Origin of the sequence: Exiguobacterium sp. UBA5002, from assembly GCF_002396765.1 — a bacterium.
In the GTDB taxonomy this organism is placed as follows: domain Bacteria; phylum Bacillota; class Bacilli; order Exiguobacteriales; family Exiguobacteriaceae; genus Exiguobacterium_A.
In genome coordinates, this window is sequence record NZ_DGYQ01000026.1 from 151,446 (window position 1) to 178,177 (window position 26,732).

At 43.9% G+C, this 26,732-nt stretch carries 26 protein-coding genes and 1 other annotated feature; of the genes, 6 read left to right on the forward strand and 20 right to left on the reverse strand.

Annotated features, from left to right (window positions below; all coding sequences use genetic code 11):
- Positions 1–9: 9 nt before the first annotated feature.
- The 3 genes from B4C70_RS07980 to B4C70_RS07990 are packed head-to-tail and all read right to left on the reverse strand — an operon-like array spanning position 10 to position 2,371.
- Positions 10–894, reverse strand: coding sequence for an RluA family pseudouridine synthase (locus B4C70_RS07980; protein ID WP_214858071.1), 885 nt, complete (start codon positions 892–894; stop codon positions 10–12).
- Positions 895–912: 18 nt separating this feature from the next.
- The gene (locus B4C70_RS07985) at positions 913–1,716 is read right to left on the reverse strand and encodes an NAD kinase (protein ID WP_023468882.1); all 804 of its coding nucleotides are present in this window, start codon (positions 1,714–1,716) and stop codon (positions 913–915) included.
- Between the two features lie 10 nt (positions 1,717–1,726).
- A complete protein-coding gene (locus B4C70_RS07990; protein ID WP_035396676.1) occupies positions 1,727–2,371 on the reverse strand; it encodes a GTP pyrophosphokinase in 645 nt (214 codons plus the stop codon).
- Positions 2,372–2,467: 96 nt separating this feature from the next.
- Here B4C70_RS07990 and B4C70_RS07995 point away from each other — a divergent pair, with 96 nt between their 5' ends.
- Positions 2,468–3,049: a CYTH domain-containing protein gene (locus B4C70_RS07995; protein ID WP_290778264.1), complete on the forward strand. Its 582-nt coding sequence runs from the start codon at positions 2,468–2,470 to the stop codon at positions 3,047–3,049.
- A 94-nt stretch (positions 3,050–3,143) separates the two neighbouring features.
- A complete protein-coding gene (locus B4C70_RS08000) occupies positions 3,144–3,935 on the forward strand; it encodes a DsbA family protein (RefSeq protein WP_050677567.1) in 792 nt (263 codons plus the stop codon).
- A 218-nt stretch (positions 3,936–4,153) separates the two neighbouring features.
- On the opposite strand, the gene pepF is transcribed toward B4C70_RS08000, so the two are convergent.
- The 3 genes from pepF to cls all read right to left on the reverse strand — a co-directional run bounded on the left by pepF (position 4,154) and on the right by cls (position 8,501).
- Positions 4,154–5,956, reverse strand: coding sequence for an oligoendopeptidase F (gene pepF / locus B4C70_RS08005; protein WP_290778269.1), 1,803 nt, complete (start codon positions 5,954–5,956; stop codon positions 4,154–4,156).
- Between the two features lie 64 nt (positions 5,957–6,020).
- A complete protein-coding gene (locus B4C70_RS08010; RefSeq protein ID WP_290778272.1) occupies positions 6,021–6,971 on the reverse strand; it encodes a competence protein CoiA family protein in 951 nt (316 codons plus the stop codon).
- 18 nt (positions 6,972–6,989) lie between these two features.
- Complete coding sequence (gene cls / locus B4C70_RS08015; RefSeq protein WP_290778274.1) at positions 6,990–8,501, reverse strand: cardiolipin synthase; 1,512 nt, start codon at positions 8,499–8,501, stop codon at positions 6,990–6,992.
- Positions 8,502–8,569: 68 nt separating this feature from the next.
- Here cls and B4C70_RS08020 point away from each other — a divergent pair, with 68 nt between their 5' ends.
- Positions 8,570–9,292, forward strand: coding sequence for an SDR family NAD(P)-dependent oxidoreductase (locus B4C70_RS08020; protein ID WP_290778277.1), 723 nt, complete (start codon positions 8,570–8,572; stop codon positions 9,290–9,292).
- 62 nt (positions 9,293–9,354) lie between these two features.
- Here B4C70_RS08020 and mecA read toward each other — a convergent pair whose 3' ends face one another.
- The 3 genes from mecA to B4C70_RS08035 form a co-directional block, all read right to left on the reverse strand.
- A complete protein-coding gene (gene mecA / locus B4C70_RS08025; protein ID WP_214853154.1) occupies positions 9,355–9,981 on the reverse strand; it encodes an adaptor protein MecA in 627 nt (208 codons plus the stop codon).
- A gap of 171 nt (positions 9,982–10,152) precedes the next feature.
- Positions 10,153–10,551 (reverse strand): transcriptional regulator SpxA, encoded by a 399-nt coding sequence (gene spxA / locus B4C70_RS08030; RefSeq protein ID WP_012370920.1) that lies wholly within the window; start codon positions 10,549–10,551, stop codon positions 10,153–10,155.
- Positions 10,552–10,723: 172 nt separating this feature from the next.
- Entirely contained in the window at positions 10,724–10,861 is a 138-nt protein-coding gene (locus tag B4C70_RS08035) for a hypothetical protein (RefSeq protein ID WP_290778280.1), read from the reverse strand.
- Positions 10,862–11,084: 223 nt separating this feature from the next.
- On the opposite strand from B4C70_RS08035, the gene B4C70_RS08040 reads away from it, so the two are divergent.
- The gene (locus B4C70_RS08040; RefSeq protein WP_035406605.1) at positions 11,085–11,618 is read left to right on the forward strand and encodes an HD domain-containing protein; all 534 of its coding nucleotides are present in this window, start codon (positions 11,085–11,087) and stop codon (positions 11,616–11,618) included.
- A 46-nt stretch (positions 11,619–11,664) separates the two neighbouring features.
- Here B4C70_RS08040 and B4C70_RS08045 read toward each other — a convergent pair whose 3' ends face one another.
- From B4C70_RS08045 to B4C70_RS08065, 5 genes are all read right to left on the reverse strand, one after another.
- A complete protein-coding gene (locus B4C70_RS08045) occupies positions 11,665–12,618 on the reverse strand; it encodes an ABC transporter ATP-binding protein (RefSeq protein ID WP_035406602.1) in 954 nt (317 codons plus the stop codon).
- A complete protein-coding gene (locus B4C70_RS08050; protein ID WP_035406599.1) occupies positions 12,618–13,691 on the reverse strand; it encodes an ABC transporter ATP-binding protein in 1,074 nt (357 codons plus the stop codon). The genes B4C70_RS08045 and B4C70_RS08050 overlap by 1 nt, the downstream gene beginning before the upstream one ends.
- A 32-nt stretch (positions 13,692–13,723) precedes the next feature.
- Positions 13,724–14,755, reverse strand: coding sequence for an oligopeptide ABC transporter permease (gene opp3C, locus B4C70_RS08055; RefSeq protein ID WP_035406596.1), 1,032 nt, complete (start codon positions 14,753–14,755; stop codon positions 13,724–13,726).
- Positions 14,755–15,681, reverse strand: a complete 927-nt coding sequence (opp3b, locus tag B4C70_RS08060; protein ID WP_035406592.1) for an oligopeptide ABC transporter permease — start codon at positions 15,679–15,681, stop codon at positions 14,755–14,757. The genes opp3C and opp3b overlap by 1 nt, the downstream gene beginning before the upstream one ends.
- A 331-nt stretch (positions 15,682–16,012) precedes the next feature.
- The gene (locus tag B4C70_RS08065; protein WP_214853139.1) at positions 16,013–17,626 is read right to left on the reverse strand and encodes a peptide ABC transporter substrate-binding protein; all 1,614 of its coding nucleotides are present in this window, start codon (positions 17,624–17,626) and stop codon (positions 16,013–16,015) included.
- 272 nt (positions 17,627–17,898) lie between these two features.
- On the opposite strand from B4C70_RS08065, the gene B4C70_RS08070 reads away from it, so the two are divergent.
- Together B4C70_RS08070 and trpS are read left to right on the forward strand one after the other, a co-directional pair.
- Positions 17,899–18,279 (forward strand): DUF3899 domain-containing protein, encoded by a 381-nt coding sequence (locus B4C70_RS08070; protein ID WP_214853136.1) that lies wholly within the window; start codon positions 17,899–17,901, stop codon positions 18,277–18,279.
- A 56-nt stretch (positions 18,280–18,335) separates the two neighbouring features.
- Positions 18,336–18,541 (forward strand) — a binding site (T-box leader).
- A 51-nt stretch (positions 18,542–18,592) separates the two neighbouring features.
- On the forward strand, positions 18,593–19,594 hold the full coding sequence (gene trpS / locus B4C70_RS08075; protein ID WP_290778285.1) for a tryptophan--tRNA ligase: 1,002 nt from the start codon (positions 18,593–18,595) through the stop codon (positions 19,592–19,594).
- A gap of 97 nt (positions 19,595–19,691) precedes the next feature.
- On the opposite strand, the gene B4C70_RS08080 is transcribed toward trpS, so the two are convergent.
- From B4C70_RS08080 to greA, 6 genes are all read right to left on the reverse strand, one after another.
- Positions 19,692–21,335, reverse strand: a complete 1,644-nt coding sequence (locus tag B4C70_RS08080) for a peptide ABC transporter substrate-binding protein (protein ID WP_290754925.1) — start codon at positions 21,333–21,335, stop codon at positions 19,692–19,694.
- Between the two features lie 207 nt (positions 21,336–21,542).
- Positions 21,543–22,970, reverse strand: coding sequence for a peptide ABC transporter substrate-binding protein (locus tag B4C70_RS08085; RefSeq protein WP_290778288.1), 1,428 nt, complete (start codon positions 22,968–22,970; stop codon positions 21,543–21,545).
- Positions 22,971–23,196: 226 nt separating this feature from the next.
- The gene (gene fabF, locus B4C70_RS08090) at positions 23,197–24,435 is read right to left on the reverse strand and encodes a beta-ketoacyl-ACP synthase II (RefSeq protein ID WP_290778291.1); all 1,239 of its coding nucleotides are present in this window, start codon (positions 24,433–24,435) and stop codon (positions 23,197–23,199) included.
- 1 nt (position 24,436) lies between these two features.
- Positions 24,437–25,381 (reverse strand): beta-ketoacyl-ACP synthase III, encoded by a 945-nt coding sequence (locus tag B4C70_RS08095; RefSeq protein WP_290778294.1) that lies wholly within the window; start codon positions 25,379–25,381, stop codon positions 24,437–24,439.
- Between the two features lie 107 nt (positions 25,382–25,488).
- Positions 25,489–26,187 (reverse strand): 5'-methylthioadenosine/S-adenosylhomocysteine nucleosidase, encoded by a 699-nt coding sequence (gene mtnN, locus B4C70_RS08100; RefSeq protein ID WP_023468903.1) that lies wholly within the window; start codon positions 26,185–26,187, stop codon positions 25,489–25,491.
- Between the two features lie 52 nt (positions 26,188–26,239).
- Positions 26,240–26,713 carry a transcription elongation factor GreA gene (gene greA, locus B4C70_RS08105; protein WP_029342224.1) on the reverse strand — a complete coding sequence of 158 codons (474 nt, stop codon included), beginning with the start codon at positions 26,711–26,713 and terminating at the stop codon, positions 26,240–26,242.
- Between the last annotated feature and the right edge of the window lie 19 nt (positions 26,714–26,732).

Consider the following 26,732-nt stretch of genomic DNA (forward strand, 5'->3'; position numbering starts at 1 on the left):
TGCACTTTATCATTCCAGTCGGAGATCCTCAGGAAGTGGTGCTTCAAAACGAACCTGTTCTCCCGTCGCAGGATGAAGGAACGTTGCTGACGCACTATGAAGCGCCTGACGCGGGAGTAACGGGTTCCCTTGATACATCGTATCGCCAATCAAAGGATGCCCAAGAAAAGCAAGGTGGACACGAATTTGGTGTGTCCGACCTGTCTCTAGTCGGATATCGAGTAATGAGATTTCTTGGTCAAAGGCTCGAACTAGACGGCTATTTAAGATATGTGTGATGGCTCGTTGACCATCTGGTCGTACCATCCGTTCCATGAAGGAATGATCGGTTTGACCAATCGGTTGATCAATTGTTTGTACCGGTACGTTTCCGGGTGCATACGCTAAATAATGTCGTTCTAATTCATTGGATCGTTGCATGAGACTCATCCGGTGATGGGCAAGCCCGTGTTTCGCGAACAAGACAAGACCACTCGTATCACGATCGAGCCGATTAACGATATGGATCGCATACGGAATTCCTTGTTTTCGGTAATAACCAAGGACATAGTTCGATAATGAGCGTTCCGGATGCAGTCGAGACGGAATCGATGCCATGCCCGGCGGTTTATTGACGACGAGCAACCAATCATCTTCAAACAAAATATCAAGTTCCCCTTCTGTCGCCACCATATCCGGTGCTGGTGTCTCTTCCGGGAAGAAGACATGGACATGATCACCCGCGTGTAAGACGTCGTGGACGTTAACATGCTGACCATTACGCGTAATATCCCCATGATTTTTAATCGATACTAACATTTTCCGCGAAATCCCTAAGCGGGTCGTACAAAAATGACTGACACGCCAGCCATCCTCGATGTCAGTCACCATCTGTTGTAGCTGAAATCCATTCATGTTTCCATTTCCTTTACTTTAACGTCTTTCGTCTGCCAGGAAAGATTCCCGCACCCGTTGCCAGAACGGGAAAGAACGAAAACGAGCAAATTTCACTTTTTTATCAGAGACCCGGCACCGAATCGATGTCACGTTTTGATGAATGATCGAAGCATAGTGGTCATAGGTCATCTGAAAATCAATCGGATTGACGGGACGAATTTCGACATCATGATGTTTCGGTAGCAACATCGGTGAGCCGATCGTCCGGTAGACACGATTGTTGATGGAAGCCATCTCTGTAATTTGAATTGCTTCGAGCGCCGGGTGAACGATCGCTCCGCCGAGTGCCTTATTGTACGCTGTCGAACCAGACGGTGTCGATACACACAGTCCATCACCTCGGAATGTCTCGAAGTAGTCGCCTCGAATCGATAAATCACAAACGAGCGTCTGATTAAAACTTTTAATCGTACATTCATTCAAGGCAAGCAGTTGGTTGTGTGAACCGTCCGCATAATCAATCGAGAGTTCAAGCAACGGGTATTGAACCGTCGCTAAATCCTGCTTCGCGATATGATCAATCAGTTCATCCATTTCTTCAGGGCGCCAATCCGCATAAAAACCAAGATGCCCCGTATGAATCCCAACAAGCGTAATTGTCTCTACTTGATCGAGATACGAATGAAACGCCTGTAACATCGTTCCGTCTCCACCGATCGAGACGACGATTTCCGGTTGGCTGACATCAAGAATACATCCCCGATCCGTCAATGCCTGCTCGAGTTGCTGTTTAAGCGCATGAGATCGCTCATCATCACGAGCCGTGATTGCAAAACGCATGGTCATCCCCCTACTCTTTTAATCGTTCAGACGCCTTAGCGTCGCGTTGAAAGACGAGTTGTGCGTCTTGGATTTCTACTTTCAGCTGGCTCATCTCCGCATCAAGCAAAAATGCTGCCTCTGCTGCACGACGCAGACGCTCACGCGTCTCTTCCGGAATATTTCCTTGGTACTTATAATTCAACGAGTGTTCAATCGTTGCCCAGAAATTCATCGCAAGCGTTCGAATTTGAATCTCGACTAACGTCGGAACTTCACCTTCGATCGTCTGTACCGGATAGGCAATGATGACGTGATACGATCGATAGCCACTATCCTTTTTTTGCGTAATGTAGTTCCGTTCTTCGACGATTTTAAAATCTCCGCGCGAGCGTAACAGCTCAAGGACATGAATGATATCATCGACGAATTGACACATGATGCGTAATCCGGCGATATCCTGCATGTCTTGTTCTAATGACTCACGCGCAATTGCTTTTCGTTCCGCTTTTTGAAGAATGCTCTTTACAGGTTTGACCCGTCCTGTGACAAATTCAATCGGTGAATGTTCTCCCCGTTGCTGAAATTGTTTACGAATCGCTTTTAGCTTAACTTTCAACTCATCGACCGCGATTTGATACGGTGCAAGAAATAAATCCCAATTTTCTTTTGTCATCTGATTTGTCACCACTTTTAATCGAATAGTATTGGTTCACTGCCAGTTCCTACCTCATTCATGTTATCATATTTTCAGACATTCAACTAGAAAGGCGTGATTCCGATTAGACAAGAATTGGAAATCGAATTTAAGAACTTATTGTCTGAACAAGAATATCTATCGTTATTTACCCATTATGCGTCAGCTAAACAACCCATTTGGCAAGCAAACGATTATTTTGATACGCCTGATTTTGAACTTCGAAAAAAAGGTGCTGCTTTACGGATTCGTGAGAAAAAACAAGGACTCGTACTGACTTTAAAGCAACCCCATGAGGAGGGATTGCTTGAAACGCATGTCACGTTATCATCAACTGAAGCAGAAGATCTATTCAAATACGGTCTAATTCATTCCGAAGAGATGAACGAACAGCTAAAGTCATTTGATTTACAGGGATCTTTAGAGCATTTAGGTCGATTAGAGACAGAACGAATCGAAACCGCGCTCCCGGAAGGATTGCTTGTCCTTGATAAAAGTCGCTATCTCGGACACACCGATTATGAGTTAGAGTTTGAGGTCAGTAACTTCGAACAAGGGCAAAAGGATTTCGAGCGAATTCTTTCAGAACACGACATTCCACAGCGCAAAACAAAAAATAAAATCGTCCGCTTCATGGAACGTAAAGCGCTTTCTTGATTTTTCGTGTAAGAATGAACAAGCAAAACCTTTGCTCTTTCTTTTTTTTCGTTGCTAAAATAGGGTAACGATAACAACAGGAAGGGGTGAACGGATGGAACACGCACAATGTAACGGATCTTATTGTTCATTGGACGAACCATCGATTCAACAACCGACGAAACCTCTGGAAATCTATCATTTTCTAGATGTGACACAAACGGATGGTTTACGGTTGATACCCGTTCTCAAGAAGTTAGAACTAGAATATGGTCATCTGTTCCGTCTTCGGACGATTGCAACGATTCCATGTGCTCCATCACGATCCGCATGCGACATGTCACCACTCGTCATTCTAAAAGCAATTGAGCTTCAAGGAAAAACGTTTGGTATGCGATTCATGCGACGCCTTCGAATGCTTCATAACGTCGAAGGAGAAAGTGCTTATAGTCGGCCATCATTGATGCGGCTAGCAGAAGCATTAACGGAGTATGGTTTGGATTTAGATGAGTTCCATCGTGATGTCTCGTCGGATACGATTCAGCAAATGCTCGAGAAAGAAACTGAACTAGTCACCGAATGGGATGTTCGGATTCTTCCAACACTCGCTTTCGTCGGAGACGAAGAAGCGATCAAAGCAGAAGGACCTTATGAGTATTTGGTGTATGTCTCGATCTTAAGTGAATTGCTAGATCATACGATCGAAAAACAACCGAAGCCACCACTCGAACAATTCTTGAGACGGTATGAAACAGCAACAACGGCTGAAATCGCCTTTATTTATGACGCTCCTGAATCCCAGATTGAACACGAATTAAAAAAACTGGTCTTGCAACAAAAATGTGCTTCTCTATCGTACTGTGATGGAAAAGTATGGCGTCACTTAAAAGATTCGGCACACGCATGATAAAAACAATAAAAAGGACAGTTCAGCGTGCTGAACTGTCCTTTTTGTGTTCAATCATAGACAAAAGAAAAAGTCCCTCCTGACGAGAAGGACTTTTTCTTTTGACCACTGGATGGGGGAAAAAGAGAATCGACTGGGGAATGTGACCCTCTTCACAATATAAGTATATCGTGGACTACGCCTCTTTTCCACTCTTTGTTCACTTTGTCACAAAGATGTCACTCTGCTAACAAAGCTTCAAATTCATCTAGGACACGTTCAAATTGACGCAATGCTGCTTCAACTGGCGCTTTTGTTGTCATATCGACACCCGCAGCTTTTAAAACTTCGATTGGATAATCACTTGATCCCGCTTTTAAGAAATTGTTAATGTATCGCTCTACAGCAGGTTGTCCTTCTTCTAGAATCTGATCCGTCAAAGCAGCGGCAGCAGAAATGCCCGTTGCATACTGATAGACATAATAATTGTAATAGAAGTGTGGAATCCGAGCCCATTCTAGACCGATTTCTTCATCTAATACAATTTCGTCTCCGAAGTATTTTTGATTCAACGCATAATACGTTGACGTTAAGAATTCCGGTGTCAGCGATTGTCCAAGACGAGCCGCATCATGAATTGCATGTTCGAACTCGGCGAACATCGTTTGTCGGAACAATGTTCCGCGGAATGTTTCGAGTTGATTGTTTAATAGATAGAGTTTTTCTTTACGATCCGTCACTTTCTTCAATAGATAGTCGTTCAACAATGCTTCATTCGTCGTTGAAGCGACTTCTGCGACGAAGATTGAATAGTCACCGTATGGATATGGTTGAGACTTCCGCGTGTAATAACTATGGACGGAATGTCCGAATTCATGTGCGAGTGTAAAGAGGTTGTTGATATTGTCTTGCCAGTTCATCAAAATGAACGGCTGTGTATCATAAGCTCCAGAAGAGTAAGCTCCACTCCGTTTACCACGCGTCTCCCGGACATCAACCCAACGTTCAGACAACCCTTCTTCGAGGATATGCTTGTACTCTGCTCCGAGCGGTGCGAGCCCTTCAACCATCAATTGTTTCGCTTCCTTGTAAGAGACTTTCATCTCCACCTCAGAAACGAGCGGTGTGTACATATCATACACGTGTAGTTCATCGAGTCCGAGTACTCGCTTACGTAGGGCGACGTAACGATGGAGTAATGGTAAATGCTCATGTACCGCTTCAACTAATCCATCATAGACGGACTCAGGAATCGCATTACCGTGTAACGCTGCTGCGCGTGCCGATGGGAACTTCCGGACATCCGCATAGAAGTTGTCTTTCTTAACTGACCCAGCAAGTGTCGAAGCGAGCGTATTCGTGTATTTCGCATATGTTCCATACATCGCTTTAAATGCGGCTTCACGGACCGAACGATCAGATGATTCCAGGAATGTGATGAAGCGACCATGTGTCAACTCTGTCTCTTCTCCGTCTTCCCCTTTGATTTTTGGGAATGTCAGATCTGCATTGTTCAACATACCGAACGTCGTACCGGATTGACCGAGTACTTCTCCTGCCTTTGCAAGAATCGCTTCTTCCGCTTCCGTCAGGACGTGTTCACGCTCTTGATTCAATTCATCAAATGCATGACGATACATCGCAAGATCTGGATTCTCATTAAGATACGTCTCAATCGTTGACTCAGGTACAGCTAATAGTTCTGGTGTCATGAAAGCAAGTGTTGCTCCGATTTGCGACGCGAGTGTTCGAGCACGGTCGTTCATAGCTTGGTAGAAACTATCTGCTGTATTTTCGTCATAACGCATATGCGCGTATGTATAAAGCTTATAAAGACGTCTTGAGACTTCATCTCGTAACTGTAACCCTTCATAGAGCGTTTCTGCACTCTGTCCAAGACGACCCTTATACTCGACGAGTAATGGAAGCATTGCTTTCACCGATTCGAATTCTTCTTCCCACGCTTCGTTCGTTGTGTAAATTGACTCTAGATTCCATGTTTCTGTAACGTCAACATCTTGACGTGTTAATACTTCTGCCATTTCCCTCACTCCTTTAATTCAGTTATACCTGTTTTCTTTTCGACAAACAATCGAAGTGCTCCTGCTAAAACAGCTTATTCGACTCCTCGATCCGTTCCATCCATTCTCTGACGAGAGCATCAATCAAATCTCTTTCAATCGATAGATTCAATTGGTAAAGCAGTTGATTTATGGCATGTTCTAGATGGATTGAAGTATATCTCCCTTTTAGCTTTAAAAAGACTGCGATTTGAAATTCAAAGGGATGGACGGGGAGAAATAATAGACGTGTGATCGGAAGAAAGGCAAAAGAGGGAAGGTTTTGTAGATGGAGACCTGCTTGATACAGTGGGGTCTTGAGAATGCGTGGAGGTAATGAAGGATAAAAAGGACGTCGCTGATAGCGATGAACGATCCCTTGCCATCGAGCGATTGAAAATTTCCGAGGAAATGATGAAGGCTCTGTCGAGAGAAAATCAGATAACGAGAGCGATTGAACCGTGCAATAGACATGGTGTTTTGCAAAAGGAACTGGATGTCGAAATCTCCGGATTTGATTCTCGACGATCAGATCCAAATAATCATTTTGTAAAAATGCTTGTCGCATCCAACCCTGCAATCGCAACGTGACACCATGTGAAGGATGAAATCCGATCCACCGAACCGTTTGTTCTTGTTTCGCATCAAGTCTGGCTCGTCTAATCCATTCCTCTGCCGACATCGGAGAACGTTGAATCTCAATTCCAAGTTTCTGTTCTGGTATCCACAGGTCAAAACGTCTCTCTCCAGTCACCCATTCAATTTCGACTTGGATACCTGCGTTTATTAAAGAATCGGCAATGCGCTTTTTCCAGGACATATGCACACTACTTTCTCCTGAACAAGCTGAGATATGTGCAAAATGTGGTCGTCGTCCTTGCCTGACGCGCAAGGGCTTCAGGCAATACGGACAACGTAAGGACATCGCTTTTAATTCATGGATGGGAAATCTGTGAATCATGATGCGTTTACCAGAAGCATCAATGGCTTCAAACATCTGAATCGTCCCCTTTTTCTAGAGTAACGGTGAGAATAAACGTGAAATCGATTCAATCAATCGACGTCGTAATGGACGCCGATGGAACATATCAGCATCAACTTGTGTCGAATGGCTAAAATCTTCATAAAAATCACGTGTTAGTTCATGGACAGAGTTCGTTCCATATAAGAAAGCATTCACTTCGAAATTCAAATGAAAACTACGTAAATCCATGTTCGCTGTCCCAATCGTTGCGATGGCGTCGTCCACAACGATGACTTTCGAGTGCATGAATCCCTTATTGTACTCGTAAATTTTCACACCAGCTCGTAGCAAGTCATCAAAATAAGAACGGCTCGCGTAAAATACGATTTTATGGTCTGGAAAGCTCGGTAGCAAAATACGGACATCAATCCCTGCCATAGCAGCTGTCTTCAGTGCTGTCATCAGGTCTTCATCCGGTATCAAATACGGAGAAGCAATATAGACTGATTCACGCGCTTCCGTTATGAGCCCGAAGTAAAGTGATTTCATTGCCTCATGTGGCTCATCAGGACCGCTCGCAATGATTTGAACACCCCCTGTTGCTTCTTCAACGTACTCAAGTGGCTCCATGTAAAACGGTGTAAACAGCCGTTCACCTGTCATGTAATACCAGTCTTGGAGAAAAATCAGTTGGAGTTCAGAGACAGCCTCTCCCCTTACGAGAAGATGGGTATCACGCCAAAAACCAAAATGTTGATCGCGACCGATATACTCATCCCCAATGTTGATTCCGCCTGTAAATGCAACCGTTCCATCGATGACGACGATTTTCCGATGATTCCGGTAGTTCGATTTACTCGAAATAAACGGTAAGACGACAGGGAAAAACGCGCGAACCTCAACGCCAGCCGCCTGCATCTTCTTGAAATAATGCTTACCCGTCGAAAAACATCCGACGGCATCATAAAGAAAACGGACCTCGATTCCTTGCTCGGCCTTTTCAATCAACGCTTCCTGTAATTGAAGCGCAAGTTGATCATCCCGTACGATATAGTACTCCAAATGAATATGATGCTGTGCTTGACGAATCTCTTCTAAAAGAATCGGAAACTTTTCCTGACCATTCGTCAAGATTCTTGTATGTGTATTATACGAAATCGGAAGGCGACTGATTGAATCGATAAGTGTCACAACTTTTCCATAATGTCCTTCTTGGAACACTGATTGGTGTACCCCTGCCTTAAACTGGTTACGATACTTAATGTAAGACTCTTCATCAAGCATTGCCTTCAGTCGAAACATTCGTTTTCGACGGTAGTTCTGACCAAATGTGAAATACACGAATACGCCAACGACAGGCAATGCCATCATGACGAGTGCCCAGACGAGCGTTCGTTCTGGGTTTCGATTTTCGAGTAGAATGATGACGAACACGCTCATGACGACCAAGATGATGACGATGGACAGCCAACCTACCATATAGACACTCCAATAGTAGGATAAAAAGGCAATCAAGCCGATGGTCAAGATGAGGGTCATGAGAAGTTGTACACGTCGTAGCATGAATCCCCCTCCTTTTATGTAGGTAGTACAAATCGTATTTAAACTGATGACAGAAAGGAAGCGTTTAAATGGGTACGTATATCATCACTGGTGCAACAAGTGGAATTGGTGAGGCAACTTCCCTTCAACTCATTCGGGAGGGACATACCGTCCTTGCGATTGGTCGCAATGAAGAAAAGGGATCCTCTCTTGAATCAAACGGAGAAGGACGTTTATATTTCTTCCCTGTCGACTTAGCTGATTCCTCTGCAATCGATGCGTTCTTTGAAGAAACACAAGAAGATTTCCCAGAAATCGACGGGATTTTCAACAATGCAGGTACTTTCGGGAAACCCGTTGCACCTGAACGTGTCTCCGATCAACAAAAAGAAGTATTCCAAGTGAACTATCATGCGCCCGAACGAATTATCCAGCTCGCGACGAAACGTTTCTCAAAAGGTGCCTCTATCGTCAATAATAGCGCCATTGTCGGTCACGTCAAGTTTCCCGCCATGCTCTTACCCTATGCATCGTCTAAGAGCGCTTTATTGACACTGACAAAGACATACGCTGCCCGCTTCCATGGCAAGTATCGTTTTAATGCCATTTGTCCGGGACCGGTCGACACATCACTGAGCCACGCATTATATGGCGGGAAAGATAAGTTTGATCTTGCGATGAAGCATCATCTTCGTGGCGAACCTGCACAACCTTCTGAAATCGCAGAAGTCGTTTGTTTCTTACTCTCGAATAAAGCGAGTTACATCAATGGGCAAGCCCTTATCGTAGACGGTGGCTATACCCTCACTTAATGTCAGAATAAAAGGAGGTATCACGATTCGTGATCCTCCTTTTACTCGCGCTTTTAGTTCCTTTAGTTCGGAAAGTGTTTCCGAATAAAGGCAAAGACATCTGAAGCAATGATTTGTTTTCCATATTCAGCGACAGGATGAATCGTTTGTTCGCTAAAGTGAAGATATTCAGCAATTAAACTCATGACATTTTCTTGTGCTTCTACATCCACATCATCTTCGAAATGAACATGTAGTAGATAAAGTCCATCCTTTTGGTAAAGCGCTGTTTCAAGTTCTGCGAAGACAGGAGCATTCGCATATTGACTAAGCGCAATGATATGCTCGAAATCATGCGTTTCGAATAAGACATCCTGGCTTAATTCTGTATCTTTATCTTCTGTCTCAGACATCGCTGATCGTAAAAGTGAATCGAGTTCGTCTTCATCGACTTGTTCACCATCGACTGCATTTTTTGCGATCGTTACAGTGACTTCAAGACCTTTTTCAAAAGCTTGCACTTGTATCCATAGTGGACCTTCGAAGGAGATGGACTCTTTTTCATTCGCTTCGTCCATCATCTGCCAGAATAACTGTTCTCCCCGTTCCCGATTATACCAAATCTCATCTCGGGCAAAACCACGGCGTTCGATGTCAGTATAAGTGATGAAGAACTTGACCGTATTGTCATTGACGCGTTCGATTTTCAATCTGTCCACTCCTTTCTTCTCGTTCCTTATTTAGAATACGAACGAGGACATGACTTGGATTCACACTTTCGAATCCGAAGGATATATTTCTATTCCTTTGTTATCTTTATTTTAACCTTTTTTATCGGTAACAAAAAGCACACTGCTCACGAGGCAGCGTGCTTTTTAAAATTACTCGTTTACAAGGCGCTGTGCTTCCAAAAGTTGGAATGTACGCACCTTGCGTGGTAAGAATCGACGGATTTCATCCTCGTTATATCCTACTTGAAGACGTTTTTCGTCAATCAAAATCGGACGACGCAATAATCCAGGATATTCTTGAATTAAATCGTATAGGTGCTGCAACGATAAGTTTTCAACGGAAACATCGAGTTTCGAGAAGACTTTTGAACGCGTTGAGATAATCTCGTCCGTTCCATCTTCCGTCATTCGAAGAATCTGTTTGATTTCATCGAGCGATAATGGTTCTGAAAAAATATTACGTTCTACGAACGGGATTTCATGTTCTTCAAGCCACGCGCGTGCTTTCCGACAAGAAGTACAACTTGGTGAAGTATAGAGTGTTACCATTGAAAAACATCCTCCCCCTGATTTAACATCATTCAACACCTAAGTGAATACATAGATATCGATGATGGTTCTATTACTTGACAGTTTACATCTAATAAAGCAGAAAACCTAGCTTTTTTATAAAGATGAAAGAACTTTTCGTAAAAAAGCTTGTTAAAGCCACCACGTGGCTTTAACAAGCTGGCGTGTGATCAAATGGCTGAGAAATCGTCTCTTTTGCTTTAGGAAGTTTTATTTCTTTTAGTTTTTTCTCTAAAATATCCCGCAAAAGGCGCTTCTTCAGCTTTTTCTTTTTGTCACGTTCTTTCATATTCCGACACCCCAATCGGTCCGAAACAGAACTAACAACCTACGAAAGCAAAATAATCATCTTCTACATTAGTAAGTATACCACGTATATCAATAATCTATTCCTACTTTAAGCAATTAAATATGTGAGATTGTCGATTGAGTAATGAAAAACAGTTGCAATTTCTTTCAATTTTCTGTAGAGTGTATAGAAATATCAACGCTGAGGAAGGAGTTTTTCATTCATGTCATTAACACTCGTCACTATTCTCGATCATCCGATCGCTCAAAAATATTTATCCCGTTCTGGCTTGAATCATGCGATTTCAGTAGCTGAACGCGCTCTGACGCTCGCTACGAAGCGAGGTTTAGATGCGGATACAGCTACGAAAGCTGCACTCCTCCATGACATCGGGCATTACGAATGGTATACCGATGGCACTTGGAACTATGATCTCTATCGTCAAAATGATATTCATGCCATTAAAGGGGCTGAACGCGCCCATAAACTTTTGATTCGCCTTGGTGAAGAACCAGCACGCGCCAAAGAAATCGCACTTGCCGTTCTCTTGCATACGGATTCGTATCTTCCACCTGGTGCAATCAATCGGACACCACTTCAACAACTTGTGCACGATGCGGATACGCTAGAAGAACAACCAGGCGGACTACATCACTATGAAAAAATCGATTTTGATGAAGCCATGCGCCGTCTTGATGCGATTGATTCTGTCGTTCATCGCTTCGCGCATCTTCCACGAATTGCATCAGAAAATTAAAAGGCGTTTCCACGATCAACGTGGAAATGCCTTTTGTTTTAAACAATTATACGAGTTGCGCTTGATATGCTTCCAGTTCTGCATCCGTCATCGAAACAAAATGACCTGGTTCGATTTCACGAAGTGGTGGAATGCTTGAATCTTCATCTGATTTACCAACAGGTCCACTCGTCGGACGATCATAAACGATCCGCTTACGCGTACGCTCGTGCTCTGGATCCGGAAGCGGAATCGCAGACAAGAGCGATTTCGTATAAGCATGGACCGGATTCTCATATAAGCGATCCGCACTACATAGTTCAACGAGGTGACCTTGGTACATAACGCCGATACGATCCGAGATATATTTTACCATCGATAAGTCGTGGGCGATGAACAAGTAAGTCAAACTACGGTCACGTTGCAGTTTTTTCATCAAGTTGACGACCTGCGCTTGAATCGATACGTCAAGTGCCGAGATTGGCTCATCCGCGATGATGAAGTCCGGTTCTACAGCAAGCGCACGCGCGATTCCAATCCGTTGACGCTGACCACCTGAGAACTCGTGTGGGTAACGGCTCGCATGTTCTTTCGTCAAACCAACTGTTTCGAGTAAATCGTACACACGGTTATTCCGCTCGTCTTTCGACTTTGCTAGACCATGAATATCAATTCCCTCAGCGATGATATCACCGACTGTCATCCGTGGGTTAAGTGACGCATAAGGGTCTTGGAAAATCATTTGCATAGCACGGTTGAACTTCAGTTTATCTTTACGCGACTTTTTACCATGAACGTTTTCACCTTTGAACATGACTTCGCCGTCTGTCGCCTCATACAATCCGATGATTGAGCGACCAGTCGTTGATTTACCACAACCCGATTCACCTACAAGACCAAGTACTTCGCCTTCATAGATATCGAATGATAAACCATCAACCGCTTTAACGACACGTCCGCGTCCAATGTTGAAGTGTTGCTTCAAGTTTTTTACTTCAAGTAATTTATTACGGTTTTCCATTATTTCAGACCGCCTTTCAGAAGCGATTTCGCGAATACGCTATCTGGGCGGTATTTCAACGCCAGATCCCGAATTGCAAGTGGTGGCTCAACATACGGTGCTTGTGGGTGGAGCAACCATGTCGCCGCTTCGTGAGTATCTGTAATTTTGAAGAAAGGAGGTTCTTTTTCAAAATCAATCTTCATTGCATATTTATTTCGTGGTGCAAACGCGTCACCGACTGGTGGATGAAGTAAGTTAGGTGGTGTTCCTGGAATCGCCGGTAAATCTTGTGAACGGTCATCCGATGGACGTGGCATTGAACCAAGGAGTCCCCAAGTATATGGATGACGTGGCTCGTAGAAAATCTCATCGACTGTACCCTTCTCAATTAATTTACCTGCATACATGACCGCTACACGATCGGCCATGTTCGCTACAACGCCTAAATCGTGCGTAATGAAGATGATCGCTGTACCCGTTTTTTGTTGAATGTCTTTCAATAACTCAAGGATTTGCGCTTGAATCGTAACATCGAGTGCTGTCGTCGGCTCATCGGCAATCAAGACTTTCGGATTACAAGCAAGTGCGATTGCGATGACGATCCGTTGACGCATCCCACCAGACAATTGGTGTGGATATTGTTTCAGACGTGCTTCTGGGTTTGGAATCCCTACAAGCGTCAGTAATTCAAGCGTACGTTTTTTAGCAGCATCACCTGTCAATCCTTGGTGACGTTTTAAACCTTCGGCAATCTGTTTGTAGATCGTCATTGTCGGATTAAGTGATGTCATTGGATCTTGGAAGATCATTGCGATATCACGACCGCGTACTTTTTGCATTTCTTTATCAGAAAGCTTAACCAAATCGCGACCTTCGAATAAGATCTCACCTTTTGTGATTTCACCTGGCGGATTTGGAATCAGACGCATGATGGCTTTTGAAGTAACCGATTTACCAGAACCGGACTCACCAACGATTGCGAGTGTTTCACCTTTTTTTAAATCGAACGATACTCCGCGGACGGCTTGTACCGTCCCGGCGTACGTATGGAAAGCGACGTTCAGGTCGCGGACTGACAAGATTGTTTCCATTTTGGATGAGCTCCTCTCTAATCTAATATTTGTTAGCGACGTAGACGTGGATCGAACGCATCACGTAATCCATCTGCCAACATGTTGAAGCTGATCATGAGGAGTACGAGCACTGTCGATGGAACGACGAGCAAGAAAGGAAACGTCTTAAGTTCTTTGTACCCTTCATTGATCAGTGTACCAAGCGACGGTTGCGGTGGTGCAAGCCCAAGACCGATGAAGCTTAGGAAAGCTTCGAAGAAGATTGCCCCAGGAATCGTGAACATGAGCGAGATGATGATTGTACCCAAGGTATTTGGAATCAAATGCTTGAAGACTAAACGTGCGCTAGAAGCACCAAGTGTACGTGCTGCGAGAACGAATTCTTGGTTCTTTAGTTTCAGGATTTGACCACGAACAAGTCGACTCATCCCGATCCAACCAGTAATCGTCATCGCGAGGATGATCGTCGTGATTCCTGGTTCAAGAATCAAGATGAAGAGGATGATCAAGATTAAGTTCGGTACCCCTGTCAGGATTTCCGCGATCCGTTGCATGATATTATCGACACGACCGCCGTAATAAGCTGAAATACCACCGTATGTGACACCGACGAGAACGTCAATGAGCGCTGCCATCAAACCGATGAAGAGTGAAATTTTCGTCCCTTCCCAGACACGTGACCAAAGATCACGACCAAGGTGGTCCGTACCAAACCAATAATTTTCTTTTACTTGTTTTTGTTTATAAAAATCGATTGGTGTCTCACCAAGTGTTGCCATACCATCAAAGCCAGCCCACTCTAATCCTGTTACTTTAGGTGGAAGTTTAGCTTGAGTGATTGTTTGGGTATAAGCATCTTTACCAGAGATTGCAGGACCCGCTAATGACATGATGGCAATCACGATGATCAAGACAAGAGAAATGATCGCTGCTTTGTTTTTACGCAAGCGCATCCAAGCATCCTGCCAAAAGTTTAAGCTTTTACCGGCAATTCGTTCACCGGCTTGTTCATTGAACTCGACTTGTTGAAATAACGATGAATCGAACTGTTCCGCTTTTGCATTTGAATTTTGTTCAGCCATTATTTACTACCCCCCAAACGAATCCGTGGATCAACGACACCGTATAGCAAGTCGACGATTAAAATCATGAGAATGAAGATTGCCGAGAAGAACAGCGTCGTACCCATGATAACTGTATAGTCATTTTGTGTGATTGACGATACGAACAACTCACCAAGTCCAGGTACAGCAAAGATTTTTTCGATGACAAATGTACCTGTGATCAATGCAGCAGTCATAGGTCCAAGAATCGTAATAGCAGGAATCAATGCATTCCGAACCATGTGTTTCCAAGTGATTGATTGACCATCTAGGCCTTTTGCTTTAGCTAACGTGACGTAATCCTGACCTGTAACCTCAAGCATTTCCGTCCTTACGAATCGGGCAATCGAGGCGGTGACCCCAAGAGACAACGAAATCGTTGGTAGAATCGTATGCGCCGGACTTTCCCAGAACGCTACTGGCAAAGCGCCCCATTTCACGCCGACATAATACTGAAGGAGTGAGGCAAATACGAAAGATGGTACTGAAATCCCGAGAACCGAGATGAACATTGCTCCGTAGTCGACAACTGTGTTGTGACGAAGTGCAGCAACTACACCAAGTACGAGACCTAAGAGTACACCAAGTACGAGTGCTTGAACTCCAAGTTGAGCCGATGGTCCAATTCGTTCAGAAATTAAATCCGTAACTGGACGGCTGTCATATTTGAACGATACACCAAGGTCTCCTTGGAATAAGTTAACCATGTACGCTGCATAGCGTTGTGGTAGTGGATCATTCAAATTGTACTTATCCCGAAGGATATTCAACTGTTCAGGAGAAAGTTTCTCCTGGTTCTGGAATGGTGAACCTGGTAGCAGATCCATCAGGAAGAAAGTGAACGAAGCGATGAGTAAAAACGTCAATACGCCGTAAACCAGGCGTTGAGCTAAATAACGGCCCATAAGATGGCACCCCCTATAAAGATTTTCTGTTTTTTCGAAACATCAATAAAATCAGTATGACCCACAATTGTCGGAACATTCAAGAATTTTGTTATAAAAATTTAAAATTCTTTTTAATTGTGCTTTGATTCGATGTTCGATCAGACGCTTTTTTAATGTCGTCCAATAGTCAGAATTTTTCGTTTGGTTTCATTATACTTTGCTAACAAAGTAATTAGAACCACTTTTTTACGAAAATTTCACATTTCCGCTAAAAATGAGTTTCCGTTCATTCAAAGTAGTATAAAACAGGAGCGCACCCGAACTGACTTAGGGACGCTCCCGTTCTCGATTACTTCACATCAACATATTTGTATTGGAAATCTGCTCCGAACAATTGACGGTTAAAATCTTTAACCGATGGACGGCTCAAGTATGCAGAACCAGCTTGATAGATTGGTGCGATGGCTTGATCTTTTTCAATCAATTGTGCCTCAGCTTGTTTGAACAAATCTAAACGCTTCGTCAAATCTGACTCGTCGTTTGCCGCGTTTAATAATTTATCATACGCAGCTGATTTGTACTTCACGTCATTTTGACTGTTCGTTGATTCGAAGATGGACAGGTTAGACATTGGATCTTGGTAATCCGGACCCCAAAGTGAGTAAGAGATTTGGTAATCTCCTTTTGCTTCAAGATCGAGTTTGTTCTTGAACGGCTGTTGCTTAATTGAGACAGTGACGTTCGGAAGATTCTTCTCGATTTGACCTTTCATGTACTCACCGATTTTCTTCGCATCTTCACTATCGAACGAAAGCAATTCAATCGTCGTTTTCTTATCGCCATTTGCTTTTTTCCAAAGATCTGCTGCTTCTTTCGCGTCACGATCGAACCAGTTGATGTCGCTCGTGTAGTCTTTACCTGATGCATCCTTGACAAAGTCTTTTGGAATGAAGCTTGTTGTTGGAATTGAACCATTCGCAAGAAGCGTATCCGTGATACCTTTTGGATCGATCGCACGAGCGATTGCTTTACGTGCATTGACATCTTTCATCGTTGCATCTTCGTTATTGAACTTCAGATAAGCGATTGAAGAACGAAGCGCTGTCTTGAATTCAGGCTTCGATTTGTAAGCTTCAACTTGCTCTGAAGTCAGACCTGCGTAATCAATTTCATTTGAATCATACAAGTTTGCGACTGTTGACGTATCTTTAACGACACTGATCGTGACTTCGTCGAGTTTGACAGCATCTTTATCCCAGTAGTTGTCGTTTTTCTTCAGGACACGTTTTGAATCCGTTTTCCAAGATTCCCAAACGAAAGGCCCGTTATAAAGCAATTTATCTGGTTTGAGCGAGAAGTCTTTTTCGTTTTTCTTGTAGAAGTCTTCACTGATCGGTGTATACGTACCGAACGATGTCAGTGAGAGGAAATACGGAGCTGGACGCTCGAGTTTTACTTCTAACGTTTTATCATCGATTGCTTTAACACCGAGTTCATCAACAGGCTTTTTACCTTGTGTAACATCAGCGCCGTTTTTTAACGTGTCAAAGATGTATGAGTAACTAGAACCTGTTTTTGGATCAGCAGCACGTTTCCACGCGAATTCAAAATCTTGTGCTTTGACGGGTGAACCGTCTGACCATTTCGAATCACGAAGCGTGAACGTATACGTCAAATTGTCGCTTGAGATATCCGTTTTTTCTGCAAGTGCTGGAATCGCTTTTCCGTCCTTGTCTAAACGATAAAGACCTTCCATCGTGTTTCCGATCATGTTGAAAGCGACGGAATCCGTAGCTTTCGCTGGGTCCACTGTCGTAATATCCGAAGTGTCCGTTAAACGTAGATTTTTCTTGCCGTCTGTCGAACCTGAATCTTTGTCTCCGCCACCTGTCGAACATCCAGCAAGCACAGCGCTTCCTGCAAGCATGACTGATAAAGCGAGACCGACTGTTTTTTTCTTCATCGGTAAGTCATCTCCTTTTCAATTTCCAAGTTGCCATAATGCCTATGACATCAATAACGTCCCGTCGAAACTGCAATGTATTCCCCAAAATGCATTGACCTAGTTTCAAAAACTTAAACGAAGTGATAAATTGATTTTATGTGAGAATAGCATTAACGTCAAGTGAATAGTCACACTATTTGCTATTTTGCATCATTCGTTTGTTACCGATTCGTAACAGCGTTAAAAGTTTCGTATACTAAGAATATCTATGTACGTAAAGGGGGATTTTCATGCGATCGACGTATTTCCGACCGGTCATCGTTGCGGTCATTCTTGTTCTGCTTTACACGATTTGGGCAACTATGACGGATTCGACTCACAGCATCTTGTATCATCTGTCTGGTGGTTTATTCATAGCAGGATTCTTGTTAGTTGCAGTAGGATTCTTCTCGAATATGTCTGCTAACGGCTTCTTCCGCGGCATGACAGCTGGATTCAAAAAGCAGCGGGAAGCAAAGTTGCGAGAGATTGATGGAGATTATTACGAAGATGAAGACGAGGAGGAAGAAGTGCTTCGCAAAAAGCAACGCCGTGCTTCAGCACGGACGAAACCCTACGTCTCAAGCGGTGTCATCTTCATCGTCGTCTCGCTGATCATCTCCTATTTTTAAACGAAATCAACGTGACGCTCTATCTCAGGTATGGTAAACTCAAACTAATCAAACAAGAAAACACGACGACAAAGAGTAGTAACTTAGGTACATCCCTTTCAGAGAGTCCATGGTGCTGGAAATGGACAGGTGATGCCTACGTGAATGGACTTTCGAGTGGCTGATTCGAATCAAGTAGAGTCAGATGGGTTTGCCCATTACAGCAAATGAAGCGGCTATGTAAATAGCAACTTGGGTGGCAACGCGATGAATCGTCCCTTGATTTTCAAGGGGCGTTTTTTATTTTGATTTTATTATTTGGAGGGATTTCATTATGAAAACGATTTTCTCAGGTATCAAACCAACAGGAACAGTGACGCTCGGAAATTACTTAGGTGCGATGAAACACTTCGTGAACTTACAGGACGGTCATGATGCGTATTATTGTGTCGTCGACTTGCACTCGATCACGGTCGATATCGATCGTGTCGAACTGATGAACAATACACGCGCCCTTGCTGCACTTTATATCGCAAGTGGTCTGAACCCAGAAAAATCAACGATCTTCATTCAATCAGAAGTCAAAGCCCATGCGCAACTCGGCTGGATGTTGACGTGTCTCTCCGGGATGGGTGAGCTCGAGCGTATGACACAGTATAAAGATAAATCACAAGGAAAAGAGCGGATTGGAGCAGGGTTGTTCGTCTACCCAACACTCATGGCAGCTGATATCCTTCTCTACGACGCGGAACTCGTTCCGGTCGGTGACGATCAAAAACAACACATTGAGTTAACGCGCGATTTAGCCCAACGATTTAATAGCCGCTATTATGAGACGTTCACATTACCAGAACCGATCATTGCTGAATCAGGTGCACGGATCATGAGTTTGACGACGCCAGATAAAAAGATGTCAAAATCTGATCAAAATCCGAAAGGCTTCATCTCGATGCTTGACGCACCAGATGTCATTCGTAAAAAAGTGAAATCAGCTGTCACAGACTCAGAAGGCATCGTAAAATTCGATCGTGAAAACAAACCAGGTGTGTCGAATTTACTTGAGATCTATTCCCTACTCGCTGGTATCTCGATTCCAGCTCTTGAAGCAAAATACGAGGGCTCGAATTATGGAACATTCAAAGCAGATGTCGCAGAAGCGATCATTGCGGAACTCGAACCGATTCAACAGCGCTATTATGAATTGATTGATTCTGAAGAACTCGATCAAATTCTTGACGCTGGACGTGATCGCGCAGAAGCAGTCGCTGCCAAAAAACTCGCGAAAATCGAAAAGGCAATGGGCTTACAGCGGAAGCGTGCCAAAGTAAAAAAATAAGATTTTCTCCAAAAGAGATCGGAATGCTCCGGTCTTTTTTGATATTTCCAAACAAAAAACTACTTCCGAATCAAATCGGAAGTAGTTTTTATTTTGCTTATTTTCCTTCGATTGAAGCCCATTTGTAAGAGAAGTCTGCGCCGAAGTTATGCTCGACGACTCCTTTGACGTATGGTTTAACGAGGAATGCACGTCCACGCTGATAAACAGGTGAGATTGCTGCTGAATCAAGAAGGATTTTCTCAGCTTCTTGTAGTTCAGACCAACGTTTTGTTGCATCTGTTTGAGTTTGTGCATCTTTGATGAGTTTATCGTACTCTTTGTCCGACCATTTACCACGGTTGTATGGTCCGCCCGTGACGAAGAGATCGAGGAACGTCATTGGATCTTGGTAGTCAGGACCCCAGCCAGCGAATGAGAACTCGAAATCACCTTTGTTTTCAAGATCAAGTTTGTTTTTGAATGGTTGTTGTTTGATCGTAACCTTCATACCTGGAAGGTTTTTCTCAAGTTCCCCTTTCAAGAACTCACCGATTTTCTTAGCATCGTCGCTATCGTAGTTCAAGAGCTCAAGATCAACCGATTTTTGACCGATTTCTTTGAGACCCTCTTCCCAGAGTTTTTTCGCTTCATCGGCATTGTATTCGTTGAATGCCGGATACTTGTCGCGGAAATCTTTTCCGTCAGCATCTTTTGCGAAATCTTTTGGTACGAGGTAGTTTGCTGGAAGTGATCCGTTTGCAAGGATGACATCCGTGATTCCTTTTTTGTTGTAACCCATATCGATGGCGCGACGGATTTTTTCATTATCAAGCGCTTTTACCTTTGTGTTGAGGTTAAGGTAGAAGATCGTTGATTCACCTTTTGTTTTAAATTCTTTATTGTCTTTGTACTGAGCAACGAACTCAGAAGTTAGACCTGTACGGTCGATGTCACCTTTTTCGTAAAGGTTAACACCTGTCGCTGTCTCTTTAACGACCTTAACGTTGATCGTTTTAAGTTTGACGGCATCTTTATCCCAGTAGTTATCGTTTTTAACCATTTTCCAGCCTTGTTCACGTGTCCATTCTGTTAACTTGAATGGTCCGTTGTAGAGCGCCTTGTCTGCAGTCGAACCGAAGTCTTTCCCGATTTTCTTCGAGAGTTCTTCTGATTTCGGCATGAATGGTCCGAATCCAGTGAGTCCGAGGAAGTAATCTGCAGGTGCTTTTAACTTAACTTCGAGCGTTTTGTCATCGACTGCTTTAACACCGACAGCATCACGATCGCCTTTTTTCGTATTGTACTCTTCTGCACCTTCGATATTGTAGAAGACGTATGCATACTGTGAAGCGTTTTCAGGATTTAGAACTTCTTTCCATGCATATTCGAAATCTTTTGCCGTAAGTGGTGTACCATCAGACCATTTTGCATCACGTAATTTGAACGTGTATGTTAATTTGTCATCTGAGACTGTATGACTCTCAGCGATACCTGGTGTTGGCTGCTGCTTGTCATCAAGACGGTAAAGACCTTCCATCGTGTTGTTCAACACGTTGAATGAAACTGCATCTGTAGAAGTCGTCGGGTTAAGTGTCGGGATATCCGAACCTTCGATCAAGTTAAGTGTTTGATCACTAGATTTTTTGTCTGAACCAGTGTCGCCCGATTTGTCGCCTGAATCCGTTGTCGAACAAGCTGCGAGGAACGCACTTGATACGAGTGCTACCGATGTAGCTAAAGCAAAGCTTTTCTTCTTCATGTTACGATGACCCCCCTAGGTTTCTAAAAAAATGATACTGTCAGGTTTTTGACCGAAAAAAAAAGAATTACTATATTCGAATCAAACCCTTCGTTACAAATAGTTTACAATGTTCTGATAATTTTGCAAACCTTTTATCCGATTTTTCTAAATATTTTTTCAAAAAAAAGACTGGGACCTTAAGAAATAATGGTCCCAGTTAAGTGATTATTTTAAAATTTTCATCGAGCGGAGTAGGTATTCCGGTCCATAAATCGGTACTTCAATTCCTTGAATCGTATCAGAAACATATAATTTCTCAGTCGTCTGATACAAAGGAACGACGACAGCATCCTGATGGATTAACCGTTTTTCGGCTTGATGATAGAGTGCTTGTTTTCGTTTTATCTCTTTTTCTTTTCGTGCTTTTTCAACTGTCTGGTCGTATACCTTGGATTGATAATTCACCGAATTTAAAGGATTGTCTGAGACGAATTGATTTAAATAGGCTAGCGGTCCTGGATAATCTGGCATCCATCCAGTCAAAGTCATCGCATACTGAGCTAACTGTTCTTTATCAATCTTCTCTTCAATCGCAACTGGTTTAAGAACGATATCAATCTCAGGTATTTGTTTCTCAAGATAGGTTTCGAGTTGTTCCCCAATCCGTTTTGCTTGTGGATCATCAAAATTAAGCATCTCAATTTGTTGTTTACTGTGTTCTTGTGATTTTTCAGGTTTCTCTTGAACGGATTTTGACATCAATACGTTCGTATCAGTGACGACGAATCGATTCGTCGGAATACCTGCATACCCTAAAGGAAGTTGAACCGATTCTTTTTCCATCAAGGCGTAAGCAATTCGTTTTCGGAGTGTCGTATCGCGGAACGTGTCATTTTTTTGATTAAAGGCGATATAAAAGACACCACTCCGCTTTTTTTGATAGGTCGGTCGTGAAACCTGATCACCTTGTGTTTCGACACTTTCTTGTAATGGAAGGATAGCCGCCTTGTTTTTCTTATACGAACTCCATTGCGTCTGATGATCGGGAATGATACGGCTTTCTATTTTCGCTACTGTAACAACGTTTTGCTGATGATACTGATCATTTTTCTTAAGCGTATATCCGCTTTTCGACATTTTTTCTAGTGTAAATGCACCATTTCCAACAAGTTCTTCCCACTTCTTTGATTCCGGTTGTGGATAGAAGACGGACATCGCAAGTAATTCCTTTAGATTCGAAACCGGCTGATTCAACGTGATGATAAGTTGATTGCGTCCTTTCGCCTTTACACCTAAACACTCTGGCTTCATTTTTCCGTCATTGACGGCACGTCCATTTTCAAACACTTCAAATAAAAAACCATAAGGAGAATTCGTTTTATTAGCTGCGACACGTCGGAAACTATCGACAAAGTCTTGTGCCGTGATCGGCTGACCCTGCGCATTTTTCGTTTGTTTGAGTTGAATCGTATACGTCAGACGATCCTTTGAGACTGACATATCCTGTGCTAATCCTCGACGGACGGATGTCCCAGAAGTAAAGACATATAATCCTTCATACAGTTGTGCTAACAGTGTCTGAGAACGACTATCTGTCGCTAACGCAATATCGGATGTCTTCGGGAGTGATGATTCAATTAATTCAACCTTCACTGCTTGGGTCTCCTGATCTGTTTTGGTCTTTTGAGATGATGATAGACGATATATGAGCGTACCACTGAGACCAATCAATAAAAATAAGATCAATATCAGGATTGATGTTTTTCTTGTGATGTTAGTCATAAACGACTCCTTTCTGCGTCAAACACGCATTTCTCTATTGAATCAGAATTTCATCAAAAAAGCGACCCCCTTGATGTTTCAAGGGAGTCGCTTGAGCTTAAGCTTCATACCGTTTGAAGACGAGTGATGCGTTGTGTCCACCGAACCCAAGCGAGTTGCTGAGCGCATAAGTCATTTCGACGTGACGTGAACCTTCTGTCACATAATCGAGATCACAGCCTTCGCTCGGCTGTTTGAGATGAATCGTCGGGTGAACTGTTTGTTCTTGTAATGATTTAATCGTCGCAATTGCCTCGACGCCACCTGCTCCACCAAGTAAGTGACCGATCATCGATTTCGTCGAGTTGACGACGAGTTGTTTCGCTTGTTCACCGAAGACACTGTGGATCGCTTTTGTTTCAAGGATGTCGTTCATTGGTGTACTCGTTCCATGAGCATTGATGTATCCGACTGCCTCCGGAGTGATGCCCGCATCTTGAATCGCCATCGCCATCGCGCGTGCTCCACCGTCTCCGTCTGGATCCGGAGCTGTGATGTGGTACGCATCAGCTGTTAATCCATACCCACTGACCTCTGCATAGATTTTCGCACCACGAGCTACTGCATGCTCATATTCTTCAAGAATTAAGATTCCTGCTCCTTCTCCCATGACGAATCCGTCACGTCCTTCGTCAAATGGACGGCTTGCCGTCTCAGGATCGTGGTTCGTTGACATCGCTTTGTTGGCACAAAAACCAGCAAATGCTAAGTTCGTGATCGGCGCTTCCGCACCACCAGCGATCATGACATCTGCATCGCCCCGTTCGATGACACGAAGTGCTTCCCCGATGGCATTCGTTCCTGAAGCACATGCTGTGACAGAACAGTTATTCGGTCCCTTGGCTCCGGTATAGATTGATACCTGACCGCTTGCCATGTTCGGAATCATCATCGGAATGAAGAACGGGCTGACACGACGGTGTCCACGTTCAAAGTAGATTTTCGCTTGTTTCTCGATTGTCTCCACGCCACCGATTCCTGATCCAATCCAGACACCTGCACGTTCAGCAATCGACTTGATATCAATTCCAGCATCTTTTACAGCTTCCATGCTTGCGACAAGTGAGTAATGAACGAAGCGGTCCATCTTGCGTGCTTCTTTCGCCTCGATGAATTCTGTCACGTCGAAGTTTTGCAATTCGCCAGTGACCTTTGTTGGATATTCATCGATATCGAGACGCTCCATCGGTCGAATCCCGTTCGTTCCTTCTTTTAATGATTCCCAGAATGTATTGGCATCGTTCCCGATTGGTGTCAGTGCTCCGATTCCTGTGACTACAACGCGTTTTCTTATCATCTTATGTGTTCTCTCCTTTAGTCCAAGTAATGTATGCTGCTCCCCAAGTCAATCCGGCACCGAAGCCAGCAAGTACAAGTTTCGTACCTGGTGTCAGACGACCTTGCTTACGTGCTTCTTCGAGTGCGAGTGGGATCGAAGCAGCAGATGTATTCGCATGCTCATCGATCGTAACGATGACTTTTTCTTGCGGAATATGCAGTCGTTCGCACGCTGCATCGATGATGCGTAGGTTCGCCTGATGCGGAATCAAGATATCGACATCTTCAAGCGTGCTGTCTGCTTTTTGAATGACCTTCTCAACGATTTCCGGTAATTTACGAACGGCGAACTTAAAGACTTCGCGACCGTTCATCTCGATTGGTCCATCGATATCCTTAAACAACAGATGGGCTCCACGTCCGTCTGTTCCGAGTTCAAAAGCATTTAATCCCTCTTGCTCAGTTTGTCCGATGACGACTGCCCCTGCACCATCCCCGAATAAAATCGCTGTCGACCGGTCTGACCAGTCAACGATACTCGACATTTTTTCAGCACCGATGACAAGTGCATGTTTCCCTTCGACTGTTGATAACATGCTTGCAGCTGTTTGTAATGCGAAGATGAATCCACTACAGGCCGCACTGATATCAAAAGCGGTCGCCCCTCGTGCTCCAAGACGCTCTTGAACGATACAGGCTGTAGAAGGGAACGCACGTCCTGTTGCCGTTCCGACAACGATCAAGCCGATGTCCTCTACTGTCAATCCAGCATCATCGAGTGCCTTCTGAGCCGCTTCTGTCGCTAAGTCTGTTACATCCACATCATCGGCTGCAATTCGTCGTGCCCCGATTCCTGTCCGTGTCCGAATCCATTCATCGCTCGTATCGAGCGTCGTTGCTAATTCATCGTTCGTCACGCGGCGTGACGGCAAAGACGTTCCTAATCCTACAATCCCGATCTTCATAAGGCATCCCCTTTTGTTATTAGTATCTGGTACTAATATAAAGCGTTAATATGCTTTTGTCAAAGAAAAAAGGAAGAGCATGGTCTCCCTTGCCCTTCCCCCATACCTCATTCTGCTAACGTCCGTACGACTTCCATGACCATTTTAGCGGAATTGATTGACGCAATCTCGAGGAATTCATCAAACGAGAGTGACGCTTCTTCATTGGCGCTATCTGAAATCGAACGCGTTACGACGAACGGAACACCGAACTGATGACAGACTTGTGCGATTGGTGCTGCTTCCATCTCGACGGCTGCGACTTCTGGGAAGTGCGCCTTGATTTGAGCAGAGCGCTCTGAATCGTGGATGAATGAATCGCCTGTCGCAATTAATCCATGAACGACGCGAATCGCATCCATCCGCTCGATGACGGCTTCTGCCGTTGCAACAAGCTTCGGATCTGCTTGATAGGCAGCTGGCATTCCAGGTACCTGACCATATTCGTATCCAAATGCCGTCACGTCGACGTCGTGGTGACGTACTTCTGTTGAGACGACGACATCCCCGACCGTTAAGCCTTCCTTGAATCCACCTGCTGAGCCCGTATTGATGACAGCACTTGGTTTGTAGTGGTCTAGCAATAATGTCGTCCCGATCGCAGCGTTCACTTTCCCGATTCCTGACTTCAAGATGACGACAGGAACGCTATTTAAAAGCCCTTCATAAAAATGATAGTTTGCGATGACTGTATCTTTACGTTCTGATAACTCATTACGCAATAAGTTGACTTCCTCTTCCATTGCGCCGATGATTGCGATTGGCATAATTCATTCCTCCATCAAACAGAAAGCCGGATTGCTCCGGCTCCTGTGTTCTTTATTTGATCGATGTAATTTTTACTGCGTATTCGCCGCCTGGTGCTGGTACAGAGACTTGATCTCCGACTTGGTGCCCCATTAAACTTTTCGCGATTGGTGATTCGTTCGAGATTTTACCCGTGAACGGATCTGCTTCGGCACTACCGACGATCGTATACGTATCTTCTTCGTTATCTTCGACACTTAAGAAAGTTACCGTCGTTCCGATACCGACGACCGAGATATCCTTCTCTTCTTCTGAGATGATGGCAACATTACGAAGCATCTCTTCAAGTTGAGCGATCCGGCCTTCGACCATCGCTTGCTCTTCTTTTGCTGAATCGTACTCAGCGTTCTCTGAAAGGTCACCGAACGAACGGGCGATCTTGATGTTCTCGACGACTTCTTTCCGGCGGACTGACTTCAATTCATTCAATTCATTTTCAATGTTCGCTTTACCTTCAAGCGTCATGTAGTATTGCTTTTCTGCCATTTTTGTCACGCTCCTTTTT